Origin of the sequence: Magnetospirillum sp. LM-5 (assembly GCF_902729445.1) — a bacterium.
Classification (GTDB): domain Bacteria; phylum Pseudomonadota; class Alphaproteobacteria; order Rhodospirillales; family Magnetospirillaceae; genus Magnetospirillum.
This window is the reverse complement of the sequence record NZ_CACVCE010000038.1, coordinates 1-20,928: the sequence shown is the minus strand read 5'-3', so window position 1 is coordinate 20,928 and position 20,928 is coordinate 1. Positions and strand designations below refer to the sequence as shown.

Annotated in this window: 22 protein-coding genes; 16 read left to right on the top strand and 6 right to left on the bottom strand. The window is 65.9% G+C overall.

Translation table 11 applies throughout. The features are described from left to right. A partial coding sequence (locus MTBLM5_RS13390; protein ID WP_173976598.1) for a PAS domain S-box protein occupies nt 1-2,679 on the bottom strand: 2,679 nt, incomplete at its 3' end. 229 nt (nt 2,680-2,908) lie between these two features. On the opposite strand from MTBLM5_RS13390, the gene MTBLM5_RS13385 reads away from it, so the two are divergent. From MTBLM5_RS13385 to MTBLM5_RS13370, 4 genes are read left to right on the top strand one after another with little or no spacing between them, the layout of a single operon-like run. Further along, nucleotides 2,909-3,298, top strand: coding sequence for a response regulator (locus MTBLM5_RS13385; protein WP_254431045.1), 390 nt, complete (start codon nt 2,909-2,911; stop codon nt 3,296-3,298). Beyond that, nucleotides 3,298-4,599 carry a hypothetical protein gene (locus tag MTBLM5_RS13380; RefSeq protein WP_173976597.1) on the top strand — a complete coding sequence of 434 codons (1,302 nt, stop codon included), beginning with the start codon at nt 3,298-3,300 and terminating at the stop codon, nt 4,597-4,599. The genes MTBLM5_RS13385 and MTBLM5_RS13380 overlap by 1 nt, the downstream gene beginning before the upstream one ends. Next, nucleotides 4,596-5,270 (top strand): hypothetical protein, encoded by a 675-nt coding sequence (locus MTBLM5_RS13375; RefSeq protein WP_173976596.1) that lies wholly within the window; start codon nt 4,596-4,598, stop codon nt 5,268-5,270. Before MTBLM5_RS13380 ends, MTBLM5_RS13375 begins: the two co-directional genes overlap by 4 nt. Continuing rightward, nucleotides 5,267-5,908, top strand: coding sequence for a response regulator transcription factor (locus MTBLM5_RS13370; RefSeq protein ID WP_173976595.1), 642 nt, complete (start codon nt 5,267-5,269; stop codon nt 5,906-5,908). Before MTBLM5_RS13375 ends, MTBLM5_RS13370 begins: the two co-directional genes overlap by 4 nt. 36 nt (nt 5,909-5,944) lie before the next feature. Here MTBLM5_RS13370 and MTBLM5_RS13365 read toward each other — a convergent pair whose 3' ends face one another. Beyond that, nucleotides 5,945-6,517 (bottom strand): response regulator transcription factor, encoded by a 573-nt coding sequence (locus MTBLM5_RS13365; RefSeq protein ID WP_173976594.1) that lies wholly within the window; start codon nt 6,515-6,517, stop codon nt 5,945-5,947. A 163-nt stretch (nt 6,518-6,680) separates the two neighbouring features. Here MTBLM5_RS13365 and MTBLM5_RS13360 point away from each other — a divergent pair, with 163 nt between their 5' ends. The 10 genes from MTBLM5_RS13360 (at nt 6,681) to MTBLM5_RS13310 (ending at nt 15,161) form a co-directional block, all read left to right on the top strand. After that, nucleotides 6,681-7,097: a helix-turn-helix transcriptional regulator gene (locus MTBLM5_RS13360; RefSeq protein ID WP_173976593.1), complete on the top strand. Its 417-nt coding sequence runs from the start codon at nt 6,681-6,683 to the stop codon at nt 7,095-7,097. Then, entirely contained in the window at nt 7,094-7,597 is a 504-nt protein-coding gene (locus tag MTBLM5_RS13355; protein ID WP_173976592.1) for an arsenate reductase ArsC, read from the top strand. The genes MTBLM5_RS13360 and MTBLM5_RS13355 overlap by 4 nt, the downstream gene beginning before the upstream one ends. Before the next feature lie 20 nt (nt 7,598-7,617). Then, nucleotides 7,618-8,076: an arsenate reductase ArsC gene (locus MTBLM5_RS13350; protein WP_173976591.1), complete on the top strand. Its 459-nt coding sequence runs from the start codon at nt 7,618-7,620 to the stop codon at nt 8,074-8,076. Nucleotide 8,077: 1 nt separating this feature from the next. Then, nucleotides 8,078-9,103, top strand: a complete 1,026-nt coding sequence (arsB, locus tag MTBLM5_RS13345; protein ID WP_173976590.1) for an ACR3 family arsenite efflux transporter — start codon at nt 8,078-8,080, stop codon at nt 9,101-9,103. Further along, nucleotides 9,100-10,230: an arsenite efflux transporter metallochaperone ArsD gene (gene arsD, locus MTBLM5_RS13340; RefSeq protein ID WP_254431044.1), complete on the top strand. Its 1,131-nt coding sequence runs from the start codon at nt 9,100-9,102 to the stop codon at nt 10,228-10,230. Before arsB ends, arsD begins: the two co-directional genes overlap by 4 nt. A 10-nt stretch (nt 10,231-10,240) precedes the next feature. Then, nucleotides 10,241-11,914, top strand: a complete 1,674-nt coding sequence (arsA, locus tag MTBLM5_RS13330; RefSeq protein ID WP_173976589.1) for an arsenical pump-driving ATPase — start codon at nt 10,241-10,243, stop codon at nt 11,912-11,914. Between the two features lie 33 nt (nt 11,915-11,947). Continuing rightward, on the top strand, nt 11,948-12,991 hold the full coding sequence (locus MTBLM5_RS13325; RefSeq protein ID WP_254431043.1) for a class I SAM-dependent methyltransferase: 1,044 nt from the start codon (nt 11,948-11,950) through the stop codon (nt 12,989-12,991). Between the two features lie 109 nt (nt 12,992-13,100). Beyond that, the gene (locus MTBLM5_RS13320) at nt 13,101-13,802 is read left to right on the top strand and encodes a pseudouridine synthase (protein WP_173976588.1); all 702 of its coding nucleotides are present in this window, start codon (nt 13,101-13,103) and stop codon (nt 13,800-13,802) included. A gap of 9 nt (nt 13,803-13,811) precedes the next feature. Beyond that, entirely contained in the window at nt 13,812-14,285 is a 474-nt protein-coding gene (ybaK, locus tag MTBLM5_RS13315; protein ID WP_173976587.1) for a Cys-tRNA(Pro) deacylase, read from the top strand. A 69-nt stretch (nt 14,286-14,354) separates the two neighbouring features. Then, nucleotides 14,355-15,161: a YoaK family protein gene (locus MTBLM5_RS13310; protein ID WP_173976586.1), complete on the top strand. Its 807-nt coding sequence runs from the start codon at nt 14,355-14,357 to the stop codon at nt 15,159-15,161. Between the two features lie 3 nt (nt 15,162-15,164). On the opposite strand, the gene MTBLM5_RS13305 is transcribed toward MTBLM5_RS13310, so the two are convergent. From MTBLM5_RS13305 to MTBLM5_RS13295, 3 genes are all read right to left on the bottom strand, one after another. Continuing rightward, nucleotides 15,165-15,500, bottom strand: coding sequence for a TusE/DsrC/DsvC family sulfur relay protein (locus MTBLM5_RS13305; RefSeq protein WP_068496565.1), 336 nt, complete (start codon nt 15,498-15,500; stop codon nt 15,165-15,167). A gap of 57 nt (nt 15,501-15,557) precedes the next feature. Next, a complete protein-coding gene (locus tag MTBLM5_RS13300) occupies nt 15,558-18,278 on the bottom strand; it encodes a sensor histidine kinase (RefSeq protein WP_173976585.1) in 2,721 nt (906 codons plus the stop codon). Nucleotides 18,279-18,665: 387 nt separating this feature from the next. Further along, the gene (locus MTBLM5_RS13295; RefSeq protein WP_173976584.1) at nt 18,666-19,445 is read right to left on the bottom strand and encodes an enoyl-CoA hydratase; all 780 of its coding nucleotides are present in this window, start codon (nt 19,443-19,445) and stop codon (nt 18,666-18,668) included. A 79-nt stretch (nt 19,446-19,524) separates the two neighbouring features. Between MTBLM5_RS13295 and MTBLM5_RS13290 the strand changes: the two genes are divergently transcribed. Beyond that, the gene (locus MTBLM5_RS13290) at nt 19,525-19,941 is read left to right on the top strand and encodes a PaaI family thioesterase (protein ID WP_173976583.1); all 417 of its coding nucleotides are present in this window, start codon (nt 19,525-19,527) and stop codon (nt 19,939-19,941) included. 6 nt (nt 19,942-19,947) lie between these two features. On the opposite strand, the gene MTBLM5_RS13285 is transcribed toward MTBLM5_RS13290, so the two are convergent. Next, a complete protein-coding gene (locus tag MTBLM5_RS13285; RefSeq protein WP_254431042.1) occupies nt 19,948-20,115 on the bottom strand; it encodes a hypothetical protein in 168 nt (55 codons plus the stop codon). Between the two features lie 207 nt (nt 20,116-20,322). On the opposite strand from MTBLM5_RS13285, the gene MTBLM5_RS13280 reads away from it, so the two are divergent. Continuing rightward, nucleotides 20,323-20,898, top strand: coding sequence for a DUF3365 domain-containing protein (locus MTBLM5_RS13280; protein ID WP_254431041.1), 576 nt, complete (start codon nt 20,323-20,325; stop codon nt 20,896-20,898). Nucleotides 20,899-20,928 lie beyond the last annotated feature (30 nt).

The following is a 20,928-nucleotide window of genomic DNA, read 5'->3' as shown; positions in this document are numbered from 1 at the left end:
TGCCCTAAGTTCCATCTCCTTGCGGTCGCGAATGTCGCGCAGCACCCCCACCGCGTGCCAGTTGCCCTTCAGGCGGAAGGCGTTGACCGACAACTCGACCGGGAAGGTCTCGCCGGACTTGTTGGTCGCCTGAAGCTCGAGTGTCCGCCCGATCACCGCCCCGGTCCCGGTTTCCCGGAACCGCACCATGTTGGCCAGGAAGGAATGCTCCTCATCCTTGCTCCCGATCAGGCTGTGGACCGGCCGGCCCAGCGCCTCGTCCTGGCTGTAGCCCAGGATCGCCTGGGCCGAGGCGTTCCAGAAGGTGACCCGCCCATGATCGTCCATCACGATGATGGCGTCGCGGGTCGCCGCCGCCATCGCCGCCAGGAACTCCTGACTGTCGCGCAGCGCCTGTTCCATCTCGATACGATCGGTGATGTCCTTGCCGGCGGACTGGTATTCGACCACCCGGCCATCGGAATCCAACAGCGCCCGGTCGGTCCATTCCTGCCAGCGGATCTTGCCGCCGTCGCCGATCGCCCGGTGGGTATAGGTCTCGGTCGGGTGGTCCGGCCCCAGCATGGCCACCTGGCTGCGGGCGAACTCGACATCCTCGGCCGGGATCAGATCATAGAACGACGACCCCAGCAATTGATGGGCCGGCTTGCCGAATACCCGACAATAGGCATCGTTGACGAAGGTCAGGGTGCCGTCGGCCAGGAAACGGCACAGCATGCCGGGATGGTCCTCGACCAGGGCGCGGTAGCGCACCTCGCTTTGCCGCAAGGATTCCTCGGCGATCCTGCGCCAGTTCTCACGCAGCAGGAAATCCAGGCCGAATGACAGGTCGTCGGCCATCTCGGCCAGAAGCGCCAGGGTTTCGGGGGTGAAGATTTCGTTGTCTTGCGAGAAGACGGTGAAGGCGCCGCACACCTCGCCGCATTCGCGCACCGGGAAGGCGGCGACCGCCCGCAACCCCATCGACACGATCAGTTCGTGCCATGCCCCCAGGTTCGGATCGGACTGGATGTCCCGCCGGCATTGGGGCTTTTCCTCGCGGATGGCGTCTGCGGTGGCTGATCGGCCATAGGGATCATCCGGATCGAGGGTCAGCCGCAGCACCCCGGGCCAACCGCCCAAATCGCCGCGCAGGCTGGCGATGTCCAACGCCCCATTGTCGAAATCGGTCCGCATCGCCACCCAGGCGCCGCGAAACCCGCCCAGCCGCACGGCGCAGTCGCACAGTTCGTCCAGCAGGACCTGGCGATCATGGACGCGCAGCACCACCTTGTTGGTCTGACTGAGCGCCGAAAACATCCGCGCCTGGCGGTTGATCACCTCCTCGGCGGCGAGACGGTCGGTGATGTCGCGGATGATGTCCTGGTACATGCGGCGACCATCGACGACCAGCGCGCGCAGGCTGACCTCGACCGGGAATTCCGTTCCGTCCTTGCGACGATGCCAAGTCCTGAACACCTGGCCCTCGCCCTTGCCGGCATCCAGGTCCAACGGCGAGTGGCGCATGTCGGACCTGACGCTCCTGATATCGTGGATCGACATCTGTAACAATTCGTCGCGCGTATATCCGAAGGCCTTTTCCGCCCTGTCGTTGGCATCGACCACCAGGCCCTGTTCGTCGACCAGCAAGACGATGTCGTTGCCGAACCGGCGCAGCCATTCGGTCTGCGATTCCACCAGGCGCCGCCGGCTTTGCTCTTTCAGACGAAATCGTTCCAGCCGTCCGACCACCCAGATCAACGCCACCGAACCGGTCATCACCACGAACATGGCGGTGATCACTCCGGTCGCCGCCGCCGACCACCGCACGCTTTCCTTGACGACGTCAGCGTCTTGCTGGGCCAACAACACCCACGGCGTGTCGGGGATGGCACGCGCGATGCCCAGAACCTCGGCGCCGCGATAATCCGGACCGGTGATGGTTCCGGTCGCGCCCAGTGCCGCCTGGGCGGCCACCTGGTCGCCGGTCAGGGGAATGCGAAGCTCCATGCCCGCATTTGATTGGTGGCTCAAGGGCGACAAAATCCGGGCGTCGGTGTCGTCGGCCTTGAGCAGCATGACCTCGCCGCCGGCTCCGGGCAGCGGCCAGTGCGACACCAGCGGAAAGAAGTGCCGTTCGGCATCCACCACCAGGAAGACGACGGCGACGATTTCGCCGCCCTTGACCAAGGGGGCCGCCACTTCCAATTCGGGCTTGCCGCCTTGTCCCACATGCAGGTCGCATATCCGCTTGGAACTGCCGGCGGCGATCCGGCGCAACATTTCCAGGTCATCGAAGTGCAGGGCGTAATCCTCGCCGGCGCTGGTCAGCACCCGGCCGTCGAGGCCGACCACCGCGCCGCTGCGATAGCGATAGGCCCCGACCGCCGCACTTAAGCCCCCGAACAGGCCCTCGCAGTGGATATCGGACTGCTTGCAGGCATCGATGTCGCGCACGTGCGCCGGATTGGTGGCGAAGGCCCGGGCGTCGGCGGCGCGTTCGCCCAACCAGCCGGTCAACAGACGGGACCGGGCATCGACGATCGCCGCCAGGGTGTTGGACACCTCGTGGCGCTCCTGGCGGAAATGCCATTGATAGAGCACGGTGCCGACCACGATCGCCAACAGACTGAGCACCACGGCCAGTCCGGCGACAATCTTGACGGAAAGCGGTGAACCGGTCTCGATTCTGGCTTGCATTCTGCACACAATTCATCCGCGCGCATACAAGACGCGGTCTAGACCTTGCCGGCTACGCATCGGAACGATAGGCTGACATTCATTGTCACGATGATACCCTAAACCGAAGGAAAGCGAATATCCTTGTGAGGAATCGATCCGGCACCACATTGAAAGTAACGACAGACATCTTCACGACGAGCTAGAATTCAATCTGAGTTCTCGCTTCTGATTTAAAAGGGAGAGTGAATTGGCCAAAATCGTGGTGATCGATGACGAGGAAATGGTCCTGCTGACCATCCGCGAGATTCTGCGCCGCGCCGGCCACGAAGTCTTCGAAGCCAAGGACGGCGTGGCCGGCCTGGAACTGCAGCGCCAGGTCGCGGCCCCGTTGGTCATCACCGACATCATCATGCCACGCATGGAGGGACTGGAAGCGATTTCCGAGCTCAGGCGTGAGTTTCCCGACACACGGGTCATCGCCATTTCCGGCGGCGGGCGCACTCGCAACCTGGACTTCCTGAACATGGCGGGAACTTTCGGCGCCGACAGGATGCTGCCCAAGCCGTTCACCCCGGCCGATCTGATGGCGGCGGTCAATGCCTGCCTGGCGACGGCGCCCAATCCCGCCACTCCGTGATGTCCATCAAGACGTTCGTCGACAGGCTTCTTCATCGGCCGGCCGACGCCGAACCGAAGGGTGTGCGCGACCAAGCGGCCTCGACCGAAGCCGCCCCGGATTCCCTGGCCCAGCTCGAAAGCCGGTTCCGGCATCTGTTTTCCGGCACATCGACGGTGAGTCTGGTCGAGGGCCACCTGTTCATGCTGTCCTTGGCAGACATCGCCAAGGCCTGCGGCAAGCGATGGCACTCGGTCGCAGGCCACGCCCACACCCTGGCCGAGGGGATTTTCCGCGACCGCCTGGGCAAGACCGATGTCTTCGTCCGCTACGACGACACCACCTATCTGCTGGCCTTCTCGCAATTGGGCATGGAGGCCGCGACCATCCGCGCCCTGGCCCTGGCGCAGATGCTGTCGACCTTGCTGATGGGCAGCCAGCCGGGGGCGGCGGTGCAGGTGTTACGCGCCGTCCGCGGCAAGGGCGAGGACATCCATTTCGAGCCGGTGCGCCAACCGACGCTCACCACCCCGAACGGCATCCACCATGCGCCGAAGCCCGGCGATGCCATGCTGCCGCCCGACCTCAACTTCGTGTTCCGGCCGTTGCTGACCGCCAAGACCATGGTGCTGTCCACCTTCCATTGCATCCCCACGGCGCCGCGCCATTCGGACGGGTTCAAGTCGGGCTATGAACTGGCCCCGGACGGGCCGGCCATCCTGGCCCTGGATCGGGCGGTCCTGCGCCGCGTCGCCTATGAGCTGAGCCGCCTGGGCAACGAGAACAGTTTTGGTCTGCTGTCGCTGCCGGTCCATTACGAATCCCTGGCGACGGCGTCGCGCCGACGCGATTTCGCCGCCCTGTGCACCGCGGAATTCGGCCCCGCCGGCGGTCAGCGGGTGATTTTCGAACTGGCCGGGCTGCCGGTCGGCGTGCCGCAATCGCAATTGCTCGAACTCGTGGCCTCGCTGCGGCCCTATTCCAAGGCTGTCCTGGCCCGGCTGCCGCCCGATCAGACCGCCCTGCCCGCCTTCCGTCAGGCCGGAATCCATGCCGTCGGCATCGACATCTACGCCGCCGCCGAGCCCGAGGACGTGCTGTTCCCCAAGCTCGATTCCTTCGTCGCCGCCGCCGCCCAGGCCGGACTGAAGACCTATTGCCACGGCATCCGAACCCTTAGCCTTTACTCGGCGGCCATCGCCGCCGGCTTCGATTATGTCGATGGCCACGCCATCACCATGGCGGTCGAAGCGCCGAAAAAAGCGCTGCATTATCCGCTGGACTTGCCGTTTCGTCAGAAATTGGGACGCAAGAAGCCATGACCGACGATGCCATCTTGAAGGCCCAGGCCCGGCTGGCCTGCAACTCCTCCCACGCGTTGGGCAACATGCTGACGGTGGTGGCCGGCAACCTGGATCTGGTTGCCGACGATATCGACCAGGGCCGCGCGGTCGATGGCCAATTGGTGGCGCGCGCCCAAGCCGCGACACGGCGCGCCGCCGACCTGCTGGCCGGATTGCGGGTCTTCTACGGAACCGCACAGATCCTGGCCGATACCGACCTGGCGCGATGGTGGCTTGATCTGGGCCGCGACCTGGACAAGGGCCTGCTGGCCGGGCGGGTGAGCTCGTGGACCGGACCGGCCGGAGAAACCATGGCGCGAATCGCGGCTGATGACCTGGCGCGCGCGGTTCGCACCGTCGCCTCGCTGTCCGGCGACAGCGGAACCATGGGCGGCGAATTGACATTGATCGACGGCCACCTGATGCAGGTGACGCTTCACCTGGCCGGGCTTGAGCTGAAGGTCGAACCGGAATGCTCGCCGCTCGAGCCGTTCGCCTGGGGCGAGCGCCACGCGATCGGCCTTTCCGCCGCCTGGGGCGCCGCCCAGCGCGCGGGCGGCACCATCCGCGTCGATGGTGCCGGCACCACCACCCTGGTCGTCCAACTGGTCTTGCCGCTAGCGACCGACCGTGCCGCGAGGTTGCCATGACATCCGAATCCGCCTTGATCGGCGTGGTCGATGACGAGCCGGAAATCCGCACCCTGCTGTCGGAAATCCTGACCCGCGAGGGCTATCGCGTCGTCACCTGCGCCAGCGGCGCCGAATTGTGGGCGATGATGGAGCGCCAGCGCCCCGACCTGTTGTTGCTGGACATCCGCATGCCCGGCGAGGACGGATTGTCGATCGCGCGACGGGTGCGCGCCCTTTCCAACGCCGGCATCATCATGGTCACCAGCCTGGGCACGGTGATCGACCGGGTGGTCGGGCTGGAGATGGGCGCAGACGATTATATCGCCAAGCCATTCGACCGCCGCGAGCTGCTGGCCCGGGTCAAGAGCGTGATCCGACGCCAAAAAAGCGTCGGGCAGACCGGCCCCAACCTGCTGGGCAAGATCGAAAGCCTGGAAAAGAAGCTCGACAGCGTCAAGGAGGAGCTGGGCCGCCTGAACGACGAGGCCCTGCACATCGACGCCGAGGCCAGCCATATCGAGACGCTGCTGCATGCCCACCGCGAGGACCATTGCCCGACCTGCGGCAGCAAAGTGATCTATCACCAAGCGGAAAGCGGCAGCCTGGGCATCTGCAACAATTGCGGCTGGACCCACTTCGTCGAGGACGCGAAATAAGTTTCATACCAACGGTCGAAGGTTTCGAGCGTTGGATCAGTCCTTGCGCCAATCCTCGCCGGACGGCTGCCAGGTGACACCGCCCACCGACTTGGGGTGCTTGGCGGTGGCGGATTTTTCGACGATTTCCTCGATGTGGTGGGCCTCGGCACCGACCTCGGCGATCTGATCCGACACCGCGTCCAGCTTCTCGGCCAATTCGGCGATGCGTTTCTCGACCGGGGTGGCCACCGGCGCCAAGGCCTTGCGGCGCAGGACCGAGTGGATGCGCGCCACCAACTCGCGGCCGTCGAACGGCTTGGTGACGAAATCGTCGGCACCGACTTCCAGGCCGACCACCTTGTCGACCACGTCGCCCATTCCCGACACGATGATGATGCCGGCATTCGACTGGCCGCGCAGCCTGCGGGCGATGGAAAAACCGTTCTCGCCCGGCAGCTTCAGGTCCAGCAGCACGATGTCGGGCTGGTCGGTGGCGACAACCCGCCAAAAGGCCTCGCCGTCGGCGCAGGCGGTGACCCGATAGCCCTCGCGCTCTAGCATGGCGGTCAGGACCGCCCTGATCTCCGCCTCGTCGTCGACAACGATCACATGAACGGGACTGGTCATCGGCTGGACCTTTCGGCTGCCAGGACCGGCGGCAGCAACACCGCAAAAAGCTTACGAGCGTGCCAGGCGCCGGTCAATCTTTGGGGGCAGCGAACAGGCTTGCGTCCGGGCCATAATAAATATATCATTTCGCTATACATCGAATTGATACTAGCGTGTCGCCATGATCGAGACTTTCGAAACCGTCGCCAAGGCCGTGGCCGACCCCAGCCGGGTGCGCATCCTGAAGCTGCTGGAAGGCGGCGAGCTGTGCGTATGCCAGATCACCGCCGTCCTGGACCTGGCCGCCGCCACCGTGTCCAAGCATCTGGCCGCGCTGAAGACCGCCGGCCTGGTGCAGCAGCGCCGCGACGGCAAGTGGATCTATTACCGCCTGGCCGAACGCGACTTCAACGCCTACACCCGCGCCTTCCTGGATCTGGTGGCCAAGGCGATGGCCGACGACCCGACCGTCGCCGCCGACCGCGCGATATTGGCCCGGGTCAATTCCGTCGCGGTGCAGACCCTGTGCGACCAGGGCCGGGCGGTGCTGTTTCCGAATGTCTTGGCCGCATCCCCCTGCTACGGAGAATCTCCATGAGCGACAAGTCATATAACGTGCTGTTCCTGTGCACCGGCAATTCGGCCCGCAGCATCCTGGCCGAGGCGATCCTGAATCGCGATCTTAGCGGCAAGTTCAAAGCATTCAGCGCCGGCAGCCATCCCAAAGGCCTGATCGATCCGACCGTCCTGGCACTGTTGAAGAAGACCAACCACCCGACGGATGGCCTGCGGTCGAAATCATGGGAGGAGTTCGCCCAGCCCGGCGCCCCCGAACTCGATTTCGTCTTCACCGTCTGCGACAACGCCGCCGGCGAGGTCTGCCCGGTCTGGCCGGGCCAGCCGATGACTGCCCATTGGGGCGTTCCCGACCCGGTCGCCTTTGACGGCAGCGAGGCCGAGAAGGCCGCCCACACCGCGGAAGTGATGCGCATGCTGAGCAACCGCATCAGCATCTTCGCCGCCCTGCCGCTGCAGTCGCTCAGCCGCCTGACACTGCAGAAGCATCTGGATGATATCGGCCGCGCCAACAAGGCCTGAAACACCAAAGGAAGCGTTCCATGACCGACAAACCCATCAACGTCCTGGTTCTGTGCACCGGCAATTCCGCCCGATCGGTGCTGGCCGAATGCCTGATCAACGATCTGGGCGGCGGCACGTGGCGGGCCTTCAGCGCCGGCTCGAAGCCGACCGGCAAGGTCAACCCGCTGTCGATCGAGGTCTTGCGGGAAAAGGGCCACGCCACCGAGGGCCTGCGCTCGAAATCGTGGGACGAGTTCGCCGCCCCCGACGCTCCCAGGATGGATCTGGTGATCACCGTCTGCGACAACGCCGCCGGCGAAATCTGCCCGATCTGGCCGGGCGTGCCGGCCAAGGTGCATATCGGCTTTCCCGACCCGGCGGCGGCCGAGGGCAGCCATGACGAACGCCTGGCGGTGTTCCGCGAGGTTTACGCCATGATCGAGGCCAAGATCCGCAAGCTGATCGAAGTCGGGCCTGACCGGGCCGCCGAGGTCTGAGATGAACCTGTTCGAACGTTATCTAACCCTGTGGGTGGGTCTGTGCATCGTAGCCGGCGTGGCGCTGGGCCATCTGTGGCCGGCGCCGTTCCAGGCCATCGGCCGCCTCGAGATCGCCCAGGTCAACCTGCCGGTCGCCCTGCTGATCTGGCTGATGATCATCCCGATGCTGCTGAAGATTGATTTCGGCGCCCTGCATCAGGTGCGCGAGCATTGGAAGGGCATCGGCGTCACCTTGTTCATCAATTGGGCGGTCAAGCCGTTCTCGATGGCTTTGCTGGGCTGGCTGTTCATCTCGACCCTGTTCAGGCCGTTCCTGCCGGCCGACCAGATCGACAGCTACATCGCCGGCCTGATCCTGCTGGCCGCAGCACCCTGCACCGCCATGGTGTTCGTGTGGTCCAACCTGACCAACGGCGAGCCCCATTTCACCCTGAGCCAGGTCGCCTTGAACGATTCGATCATGGTGGTGGCCTTCGCGCCGCTGGTCGGCCTGTTGCTGGGCCTGTCGGCCATCACCGTGCCGTGGGACACCCTGTTCCTGTCGGTGGTGCTGTATATCGTCGTGCCGGTGATCATCGCCCAGGCGTGGCGCACGCTGCTGCTGCGAAGCGGCCCGCAGGCCCTGGCCGCCACCCTGGCCCGGCTGGGGCCGCTGTCGCTGGTGGCCTTGCTGGCGACCCTGGTGCTGTTGTTCGCCTTCCAGGGCGAGCAGATCATCGCCCAGCCGCTGGTGATCTTGCTGCTGGCGGTGCCGATCACCATCCAGGTCTATCTGAATTCCGGTCTGGCCTATCTGCTCAACAAGAAGCTGGGCGTCGCCCATTGCGTCGCCGGCCCGTCGGCTCTGATCGGGGCGTCGAACTTCTTCGAACTGGCGGTCGCCGCCGCCATCAGCCTGTTCGGCTTCCAGTCGGGTGCCGCGCTGGCCACCGTGGTCGGGGTGCTGATCGAGGTGCCGGTGATGCTGAGCGTGGTGAAGATCGTCAATTCCTCGAAGGATTGGTACGAGCGGAGGTTGCCATGAACGAGAACGACCAGCGCGCCCTGGTGCGCGACCGTTACGGCGCCATCGCCGCCGGGGCCTCAGCCCCATCATGCTGCGGCACCCCGAAGGCCGACGACATGGCCCGGCGCATGGGCTATGGCGAGGCCGAGCTGGCATTGGTCCCCGACGGCGCCAATCTGGGCCTGGGCTGCGGCAACCCGCAGGCCATCGGCGCCCTTCAGCCGGGCGAGGTGGTGGTCGATTTGGGCAGCGGGGCCGGCTTCGATTGTTTCCTGGCCGCCGCTCAGGTCGGCCCCGGCGGCCGTGTCATCGGCATCGACATGACCCACGAGATGCTGGCCAAGGCCCGCGCCAACGCCGCCAAGGTCGGCCATGCCAATGTCGAGTTCCGCCTGGGCGAGATCGAGCATCTGCCCGTCGCCGACAATTCGGCCGACGTGGTGATGTCCAATTGCGTCATCAACCTGTCCCCGGCCAAGGCCCAGGTCTTCGCCGAGGCCTTCCGCGTTCTGAAGCCCGGCGGCCGCCTGGCGGTGTCGGACGTGGTCGGCCTGAAGCCGCTGCCGGCCGCCATGGCCGCCGATTCCGGCCTGCTGTGCGGCTGCGTCGCCGGCGCGGCGCGACCCGCCGAACTCGAGGCGTGGATGCGCCAGGCCGGCTTCATCGACATCCGCATCGAGGAAAAGCCGGAAAGCCGCGAATTGATCAAGGATTGGGCTCCGGGCCAAGGGGTCGAGGACCATGTCGTCTCGGCCGTCATCACCGCCCGCAAGCCCGGAACCAGCGAAGGAGCCGCCGCCATGACCAAACTCGAAATCTACGATCCCGCCATGTGCTGCTCGACCGGCGTGTGCGGGCCCCAGGTCGATCCCACCCTGGTCACCTTCGCCGCCGACCTGAAATGGCTGGCCGAACAAGGTGTTGCCGTCACCCGCTACAATCTGGGCCAGGAGCCGCAGGCCTTCGCCGCCAACCCCGAGGTGGTCCGCGAGATGGAAATCGGCATGGACCGCCTGCCGATCATCGCCATCGACGGGCATATCGTCTCGATCGGCATCTATCCGACCCGGGCGCAACTGGCCGCCAAGCTGGGAATCAAGGACCCCGCGTCGCCGTGCTGCACGCCCAAATCCGGGTGCTGTTAAGGATAAGACCATGCTGCCGCAGATCACCACCCGTCACGCCTTCTTCACCGGCAAGGGCGGCGTCGGCAAGACCTCGCTGTCTTGCGCCGTCGGCCTGGCCCTGGCCGATGCCGGCAAGCGGGTGTTGATCGTCAGCACCGACCCGGCCTCGAACCTGGACGAGGTGCTGGGGACCGGATTGTCGGCCACCCCCACCGCCATCCTGGGCGCCGCCAATTTGTTCGCCCTGAACATCGACCCCGAGGCCGCCGCCCGCGATTACCGCGAGCGCATGGTCGGCCCCTACCGGGGCATCCTGCCGGCCGCCGCCATCGCCAGCATGGAGGAGCAATTCTCGGGCGCCTGTACGGTAGAAATCGCCGCCTTCGACCAGTTCGCCGCCCTGCTGGGCGACCCGGCGGCGACCGCCGGCTTCGACCATGTCCTGTTCGACACCGCGCCGACCGGCCACACCTTGCGCCTTTTGACCCTGCCCTCGGCCTGGAACGATTTCATCGAATCGGCCACCGGCGGCGCCTCGTGCCTGGGGCCGCTGGCCGGGCTCGAGAAGCAAAAGGCGCTGTACGCGGCCACCGTGGCAAGCTTGTCCGATCCGGCCGCCACCACCATCATCCTGGTCAGCCGGCCCGAACGCGCCGCGCTCCGCGAGGCCGAGCGCACCCGCGGCGAACTGGCCGAGCTGGGGGTGAGCAATCTGCATCTGGCCATCAACGGATTGTTCGTTGCCGCCGCCCCCGACGATCCCATCGCCCGCGCCCTGGAACAGCGGGGCCGCGACGCCCTGGCCGCGATGCCGGCTGTCCTTGGCACCCTGCCCCGCACCGACACCGCCTTGCTGGCGACCGGTACCGTCGGGCTGGATGCCTTGCGCGGCCTGGGCGGGACCGTGCCGAACGCGGCCCTGCCCGCCGGGCTTGAGCCCTTGATCGACGAAATCGCCGCCGCCGGGCGCGGCGTGGTGATGACCATGGGCAAGGGCGGCGTCGGCAAGACCACCATCGCCGCCGCCATCGCCACCGCCCTGGCCGGGCGCGGCCACCTTGTGACGCTATCGACCACCGACCCCGCCGCCCATGTCGCCGAGGCGGTCACCGAAGCCTTGCCCGGCCTGACGGTGACCCGCATCGACCCCGCGGCCGAAATCGAGCTTTACCGGGCCGAGGTGCTGGCCAAGGCCGGCGCAAATCTGGACCCGGCCGGCCGCGCCATGCTCGACGAGGATCTGCGCTCGCCCTGCACCGAGGAAATCGCCGTGTTCCGCGCCTTCTCGCGCACCGTCGAGCTGGGCCGCGATCAGTTCGTCATCCTCGACACCGCGCCGACCGGCCATACCATTTTGCTGCTGGATGCCGCCGAGGCCTATCACCGCGATGTGCTCCGCACCCAGACCGAAATGCCCGAGGCGGTGCGCGCCCTGTTGCCGCGCCTGCGCGACGGCCAATTCACCCGCGCCATCATCGTCACCCTGCCCGAAGCGACCCCGGTGCACGAGGCCGAGCGTCTGCAAGCCGACCTGATCCGCGCCGGCATCACCCCGTTTGCCTGGATCATCAACCAAAGCCTGCTGGCCAGCGGCACCACCGACCCGGTGCTGGCCAGGAAGGGTGCCGCCGAGACCGCCTTCATCGACCGGGTCACCCAGCTTTCCCCCGGCCGCACCGTCTTGATCCCCTGGCGGGGGTGACAGGGCGGGGATGGGCGTGCTACATCCGGCGCCATGTCTGATCCACTGATCCGCGCCCTGTTGCTGCCGTTCGACAAGGGCCTGCTTGCGATCCCCCAACGCGCCTTCCTGATGCGCGCCACCGCCGACGACGCCCTGGCCGGCGATTGGCGCGACATCCTGGTGTGCGAACAGGGCTTCAAGCCCGAATTCGACCGCCTGACCGCCGCCGGCCTGAAGCCGGTCGCCCGGCTGGACGGGTCCTTCCCCGCCGGCCTGGTGCTGCTGACCAAGCACAAGGGCGAGAACCGCGCCAACATCGCCCGGGCCTGGGATCTGCTGGAACCGGGCGGCCTGTTGATGGTGTGCGGGGCCAATGCCGTGGGCGCAGCCAGTACCCAGCGCGAATTCGAAGCCGCCTTCGGCCTGGACGGCAACCTGTCCAAGCACAATGCCCGCACCTTCTGGTGCCATAAGGCCGATGGCGCAGCCCCGGCCATCCTGGCCGAGTGGCACCAGGGCGGATGCCCGCGCGCCGTGGCCGATTCCGGCTTCGTCGCCCGGGCCGGCGGCTTCAGCCCCGACCATGTCGATCCCGGCTCGCGCCTGCTGATGGACACGCTTCCGGCTGCACTTGCCGGCCGCGTCGCCGATCTGGGCGGCGGCTGGGGCTATCTGGCGGTCGAGCTGCTGCGGCGCTTCCCGGCCATCACCGCCATCGACCTGTTCGAGGCCGAGACCGCCTCGCTGGAGGATTGCGCCACCAACCTGGCAGCGCTGGTGCCCGAGCGGGCCGCGTGCGTATCGGCCCGCTGGCACGACGTCACCGGCGGCCTGCCGCCGACCGATCCCTATGACTGGATTGTCACCAACCCGCCCTTCCATGAAGGGGCCAAGCCCGACCCGACCATCGGCCAGGCCTTCATCAAGGCGGCCTGGAAGTCGATCCGCCGGCGCGGCAAGCTGGTGCTGGTCGCCAACCGCCACCTGCCCTATGAAGCCGAATTGAAGCGCCTGTTCCGCGAGGTCGAATGCCTGACCGACCAGGCCGGCTACAAGGTGCTGCTGGCCAGCGACCGCATCGAGGCCAGAAGATGACACCGGCCGCCGCTTCGTCCGATCCGCTTTTTCCGTCGGCCGGTGTCCAGCGGCCATTGAGGCCGCGGCCAAGGGCGCGGATGCGCCCGCCCGGCGAGGGCATACCGAAATGAGATTGATCCGCCTGATCGCCAATTTGGGCTATGGTAGCCAGAAGGACGTCAAATCGATGCTTCGGGCTGGCCGGGTCCGCCTGGCCGATGGAACCCAGCTGGGCGAGAATTCCACGGCTGAACACGACGACATCCGCATCGACGGACAAAAGTTGGACCCGCCGGCCGGGCTGGTGGCGATGTTGAACAAGCCGGCCGGCTATACCTGCTCGACCAGCGATCCCGGCAAGATCGTCTATGAATTGCTGCCGTGGCGCTTCATGCGCCGAAAGCCGATCGTGGCCCCGGTCGGCCGGCTGGACCGCGACACCACCGGCCTGCTGCTGCTGACCGACGATGGCGACTTCTCGCACCGGGTCACCGCCCCCAAGGCCAAGATCGCCAAGACCTATCTGGTGCAACTGGCCCGGCCCCTGAACGGCGACGAAGCGGCCATCTTCGCTGCCGGCACCTTGATGCTGCGCTCGGAAAAGACGCCGCTGGCGCCGGCCGAACTGGACGTGCTGGGGCCGACAACCGCGCGGCTGACCATCTCGGAAGGGCGCTATCATCAGGCCAAGCGGATGTTCGCGGCCGTCGGCAACCATGTCGAAAGCCTGCAGCGCACCCGCATCGGCGGCCTGGATCTGGGCGATCTGGCCGAAGGCCAATGGCGGATGCTTTCGCCGGCCGAAGCGGCCCGGGTGTTCGAAGGCTGAAGGGGCGCCATGTCCAAGGCCACCCCCGCCACCGAGCAGATGAAGAAATCCGGCCGGCCGTTCGAGCTGCTGGAATATCCCTATGACCCCGAGGCCCCCAGCATCGGCCTGCAGGCGGCCGAGGCGCTGGGTCTGCCGGCGGCCCAGGTGTTCAAGACCCTGATGGTGACGGCCGGCGACGAGGCCGTGATCGCCATCATCCCGTCCGACAAGGAGCTGAGCCTGAAGGCCCTGGCCCATGCGGCCGGGAAGAAGTCGGCGGCGATGATGAAGGCGCCCGACGCCGAACGGATCACCGGCTACAAGGTCGGCGGCATCTCGCCCCTGGGCCAGAAGAAGCGGCTGCGGGTGTTCATGGATGCCAGCGCGCAGGCTTTCGCCTTCATGGTGGTCAATGGCGGGCGGCGCGGCCTGCAGATCAAGGCGGCCCCGGCCGACCTGATCGCCGTCACCGGGGCCACCCTTGCCGAATTGGCGGTTTAGGACTTCCCTTACGCCCCATCGACCCGCTATGCTGCGTCGCAATATGATTACCCCCTCATCTACATCCTGATGCCCGTCGATTTTCTGCGTCGTCTGGCCGGCCAGCGCCGGTCGTCGTCGGCCAACCGACAGCTTGGCTATTGGCTGGCCTTCGTCGCCGGCGCCATCAATGCCGGCGGGTTCCTGGCCATCGGCCGCTACACCTCGCACATGACCGGCATCTTGTCGGCGATGGCCGACAGCGTGGTCACCGGCGACCAGGCGGTGGTGATGACCGGCCTGGGATCGGTGGTGGCCTTCATCGCCGGCTCGGCCTATTCGGCCATCTTGATCAATTGGGGCATCCATCACCGCACCCACAGCAAATACGCCTATCCGCTGCTGTGGGAGGCGGCGCTGCTGCTGGTGTTCGGTCTGATGGGCGGAACCTTGGAAACCGCCGAGGCCAGTTTATTCGTGCCGATGACGGTGATGCTGCTGTGCTTCATCATGGGGCTGCAGAACGCCATCATCACCAAGATTTCCCATGCGGAAATCCGCACCACCCACATGACCGGCATCGTCACCGATATCGGCATCGAGCTGGGCAAGGTGGTCTATATCAATTCACAGAAGGAATCGGCGCACTACAAGCCGGTGCGGGCCAATTTCGCCCGCCTGAAGGTGCTGGGCACGTTGCTGATGTCGTTTTGCGGCGGCGGTGCGGTCGGCGCGCTGTGCTTCAAATATATGGGCTACAGCGCGACCATCCCGCTGGCGGTGCTGCTGGTGTTCCTGGCCATCGTCCCGCTGGTCGACGACGCCCGCTCGCGCATCCGCACCGTGCTGCGCCATCGCCATGCCGGGCCGCCCCCGGAAAAGGACGGCCCGGGCTGACCGTCAGGAACAGCCCTTGGGGCGCGGCAGGCCGGCGATCTTGTTGCCCTGCTTCAGCGGCCCGTGCGGGAACAGCTGGTAAAGATATTGCTGGCTGGCCCGTTCGGGGCCGTACTTTTCCTTCAACAGCTTCATGAACACCCGCTGCTCGGCGACGATGCCGTATTCGTCGAAATAGGCCCGCGCCTCGCGGATGACATCCCAGTGCTCGTCGGTCAGCTCGACCCCTTCGGCGACAGCGATGGCGCGCGCGATGTCATCGTTCCACACCTGACAATTTTCCAGCCAGCCGGCCTCGCTGACCTCGACGGGTTGTCCATTGACCATGAGTTCGGGCATCAAAACCCCCTGTTCCATTAGAGACTGCTGATAGAGTGGGGATACAGCGGCCGTTCGTCAATGGGGACGGCAGGAAGATTGATAAGGAATGGTGAAACGGAAGGTCGCGCCGGACGGAACCTTCTCGTCCAGCCCGATCCGGCCGCCCAGGCGCTCGACGATCGAGCGGCAGATGGCCAGGCCCAGGCCGGTGCCTTGCGGCTTGTTGGTCAAGGTGTCGCCGACCTGCTGGAACTTCTCGAACACGGTTTCGCGGGCCCAGTCGGGGATGCCGGGGCCGTTATCGCCAACCGCGATTTCGATGGAACCGGCGGTGCCGGTCAGGGTGACCTGGACCCGGCCGCTGCCGGGCTCGACGAACTTCACCGCGTTCGAGATCAGGTTGATCACCACCTGGATCAGCTTGTCGCGGTCGGTGGTCAAGGGGGCCAGGCCGTCATCCAGCCGGGCTTCCAGGGTGACGCCCTTGTCCTCGAACAGGCCCTTGGTGGCGGCCAGCGCGTCCTCGACCAGAGCCTTGGGCTCGACCTCCTCCATCGTCCACACCATGGTCCCGGACTCGATCTTGGCCATGTCCAGCACCTGGTTGATCAGGCGGGTCAGGCGCTCGCTTTCCTTGATGATGATGTTCAGGAATTCCTGGCGCTGGGCCTCGTCCAGACTGGGATTGTCGAACAGGATTTCCGAGAACGAGCGGATCGAGGTCAAAGGGGTGCGCAATTCGTGGGTCACCGTCGCGATGAAGTCGTCCTTCATGCGATCCAATTCCTTCAAGCGCTCGTTGGCGGCCTTCAGCTCGGCGGTGGCGGCTTCCAGCTTCTGGGAATAGGCGATGATCTGGCTGGCCTCGTCCAGGATCTCCATCACCTCGTCCAGGCCGACCACCTCGCCCTTCGACACGCTGGCCACCATCACCCGGGCCGAAGCGGTGCCGATGGCGCCGGCCAGCAGGCGTTCCACCGCGCCGACCATGTCGGCGTCGGCTTCGCGCATCTGGCCAAGGTCCTGGCCGCGTTCGGCCGCCCAGTGGGCGAAGGCCCGTTCGGCCCGCTCGCGGCCGACGAAGCGCACCGACAGGGCCATCAAATCATCGATCCCGGCGGTGCCGCGCCAAAAGCGCGACCGGCCGCGCTCGCCGCTGGCCGGGCGGAACACATCGACGAACATCGCCGCCTGGATGCGCTCGATGGCGCTGTGGGTGGTCAGCAGCGACACGCCGACATAGGCACCCAGATTGGCCATCATGCTCCAGATCAGCGAATGGGTGACCGGTTCCAGTCCGCTCAGGCCGAACAGGGCATAGGGCTTCAACAATTCCATCCCGAACATGCCGGTCTCGACGAACGCCGCCGGCAGCCAGCCCGAGCGGGCGAAACTGGGCAGCAGCAGGGTGTAGGCCCACACCAGGAAACCCATCACCAACCCGGCCAGGGCGCCCTTTTCGGTCGCGCCCTTCCACAGCACTCCGCCGATCAGCGCCGGGGCGAACTGGGCGGCGGCGCAGAAGCTGACCAGCCCGATGGTCACCAGGGCGTAGGAATCGCCGATCAGGCGGACATAGGCGTATCCCAGCAGCACCACCGCCGCGATGGTCCAGCGCCGGATCGACAGCAACTGCCCCGACAAATCGGCGCGGCCCGAAAGATTGAGCCAGCGGATGCGCAGCAGCACCGGCATCACCAGATCGTTGCAGACCATGGTGGCCAACGCGATGGTCTCGACGATGACCATGCTGGCCGCCGCCGACAGGCCGCCCAGGAAGGCCAGCACCGCCAGGCCCTCGGCCCCCTTGGACAGCGGCACCGCCAGCATGTAAAGATCGGGGTTGACGCCCTGGCCCTGGAACAGCATCCGCCCGGCGAACGCCACCGGCAGGACGAACAGGTTGATGGCGAACAGATAGGCGGGAAACAGCCAGACGGCGGTGCGCACATGGCGTTCGTCGGTGTTTTCCACCACCATCACCTGGAACTGACGCGGCAGGCAGACCACCACCAGCATCGACAGCACGGTCAGCGCCACCCAGTCGCCATAGGCCCCGGCATGGGGCAGGGTGAACAGCTCGCGCAGCTTGGGGTCCGCGGCGGCACGGGTGAAGATGTCGCCGAAACCGTCGAACAGGCCGAAGGTGACGAAGGCGCCGACCGCCAGGAAGGCCACCAGCTTGACCATGGATTCGAAGGCGATGGCCAGCACCATGCCCTCGTGATGTTCCGACGCATCGATATGGCGGGTGCCGAACAAGATGGCGAAAGCCGCCAGGGCCAGGGCGACGAAGAAGGTGGTGTCGCCCAGCACCGGCACGGCGATGTGCGCCTGGGACGGATCGTGCCACGACACCAGGGCGGTAAACGTGGTCGACACCGCTTTCAGCTGCAGCGAGATGTAGGGCATGATTCCGACCACGGCGATCACCGTGACCAGCCCGCCCAGAGCCGAGCTTTTGCCATAGCGGGCCGAGATGAAGTCGGCGATCGAGGTGATGCGGTGGGTCCGGCCGATCCTGACCATCTTGGCCACCACCACCGCCGACAAAGCGGCCATCAGGGTCGGCCCCAGATAGATCGGCAGGAAGGCGACGCCGCCCGAGGCGGCGCGACCGACGCTGCCGTAGAAGGTCCAGCTGGTGCAATAGACCGCGATGGACAGGGCATAGGTGACCGGGTTGGCGATCAGCGAGCGCCCCTGCTCGGCCCGACGGTCGCCGATCCAGGCGATGGCGAACAGCAGCAGCAGATAGGCCAGCGAGATCCCGACGATCACCGGCCCGGTCAGCATGGCTATGCCCCCACCAGTGAAATGCCGTCACCCTCGGGCTTGACCAACGGCTGTCCGGTTAAATTTTCGCGGCACCATCCACACCCCTCGTCGTCATGGCCGGGCTTGACCCGGCCATCCACGCGCATCCGCATAACGCGCTGTTTCCATTCTATTTTTGCGCGGCGCCACATGGATGCCCGTGTCAAGCACGGGCATGACGGAGTGTGGGGCGACGACTCGCGTCTATTCCGGGCTCGAGGCTCTGAAAGGCTCGCGCCACAAGCGTTTGCGCCGCGACGCCAAAATTTAAACCGGACAGCAGTGGGCTTGACCCGAGGGTCCATGGATGCCCGGATCAAGTCCGGGCATGACGAGAAACGCGGAACCGGCCCGGTCAGCATGGCGTCAGCACCCGCGCCAGACCGGCGGACGCTTGCCCATGAAGGCGTCGATGCCTTCCCTGGCGTCCTCGGCCATCATGTTGGTGGTCATCACCTCGGCGGTATAGGCATAGGCCTGGTCCAGATCCATCTCGATCTGACGGTAAAAGGCTTCCTTGCCGACCTTGACGGTATAGCCGGACTTGGCGGCGATCAGGCGGGCCATGTCCGATACCGCCGCGTCCAGCTGGTCAGCGGGAACGGCATGGTTGATCAGGCCCCAGCCTTCGGCGGTGGCGGCATCGACGGGATGGCCGGACAGCAGCATCTCCATCGCCTGCTTGCGGCCGACGACGCGCGACAACGCCACCATCGGGGTCGAGCAGAACAGGCCGATATTGACCCCCGGCGTGGCGAACTTGGCGCCTTCGGCGGCATAGGCCAAATCGCAACTGGCGACGATCTGGCAGCCGGCGGCGGTGGCCATGGCGTGGACCTTGGCGATCACCGGCTGCGGCAGCCGCACGATCGCCGTCATCATGCGGGCGCATTGGGCGAACACGCTCGCCACCTGCTCGCGGCTTTGCAGGCTGCGCATTTCCTTCAAATCGTGACCGGCACAAAAGGCCGGGCCGTTGGCGGCCAGCACCACCACCTTGATGGCAGGATCGGCGGCGATCTTGGCCAAGGCCTGCTCGATCGCGGTCATCAGCGCGAAGGACAGGGCGTTCCTGGCCTCGGGCCGGTTCAGGGTCATGGTGGCGATTCCGTCCGCCACGTCCAACAGCAGAATGGACGAATCCAAATGTCGCCTCCCTTGTCAGCGACCGGTGGTTACCGGCACACTCGAGAGTAACCGCATCCTTGCCGTCAGGAAACACCCGATGCCCGCCATGACCCCAGAGATCCTGAACCGGGACTACCTGCCCAAGGTGCCGATGCTGGCCGCCACCGGGGCCCAGGTCATCAGCATCGGCAAGGGCGAGGCACGGCTGCTGATGCCTTACTCGCCAGCCATCGCCCGACCCGGCGACACCGTATCGGGGCCGGCGCTGATGGCCCTGGCCGATGTCGCGGTATGGGCCGCCGTGCTGACCGTCATCGGCCACAAGGAAATGGCGGTGACCACCAGCCTGACCATGAATTTCCTGCGCCGCGCCGGCCCGTCGGCGATCATCGCCGAGGCGCGCCTGCTGAAGATGGGCCGCCGTCTGGGCGTCGGCGCCGTCGAACTGATCGCCGCCGACAGCGACGATCTGGTGGCCCATGCCACCGCCACCTATTCGATTCCGGCCGATTGACGAAATCTATTCCAGTTGGGGCCCGTGCACGACCAAATGCTCGGGCTCGTCGGCGGTCATCTGCAGGGCCACGGTTCCGTGGGCGGTCCGCAGCAGCAACTCGCAACACCAGGTCCCGTCCTGGGCCTGGATGGGCACGGTGACCTCGGCACGGCGGACATCCTCGATGTCCATGCTCAGACTGTGATTATCCCGAAAAGAAATCGCGGCAACAGTTTTCATCCCAACGCTCCCGTCTCCACCCCGAGAAACAGGCTGGACCATTCCAAAGTCTACGTCAACGACCGCTACCGACGCTTTTTTTATCGGTCGATATGTGCGTAAATGCCGCCGGGACAGAGGAAACATGATAATTCGATGACAGGGTGGAGCTTCTCGAGGGTGAGCATCACGAAGGTGGTGTTCCTGCTGTCGCTTGCCGCCACGGCGGCGGCGCTGGTGGTCGTGGTGCTGGTGTCGGCCCATGTCCGCGAACGGTCGATTCAGGACCTGGCGCGCGACGAGGCGCGCCAGACCTCGACCCTGGTGTTCGAGGCGCTTTATTCCGCCATGCGCAAGGGCTGGAGCAAGGAAGAGATCGGCGAGGTGGTCACCCGCCTGCAGACCGCCCTGCCCGACCTGACCATCCGCGTGGTGCGCGGCCGGCCGGTGATCGAACAGTTCGGCGAGATGGAAAACGACGTCGCCGTCACCCAGGCCGACCCGCTGCTGCAAAAGGTGCTGGAAACCGGCATCGACCTGTTCGCCACCCAACCCTCCAGCATCCGCTACCTGTATCCGCTGGTGGTGCGCGAGGAATGCCTGGCCTGCCACACCATGGCCAAGGTCGGCGACGTCAACGGCGTGATCGACATCATCTATCCGGTCCACGCCTTGAAGGTGTCGTTGGATTACGTCCTCAACACCGTTTTGATCTATTTCCTGGTGATCTTGCTGTCGCTGTCGGCGGTTCTTTAGGGCACCTCGAAAAATCCCGCCCTCCGGCGA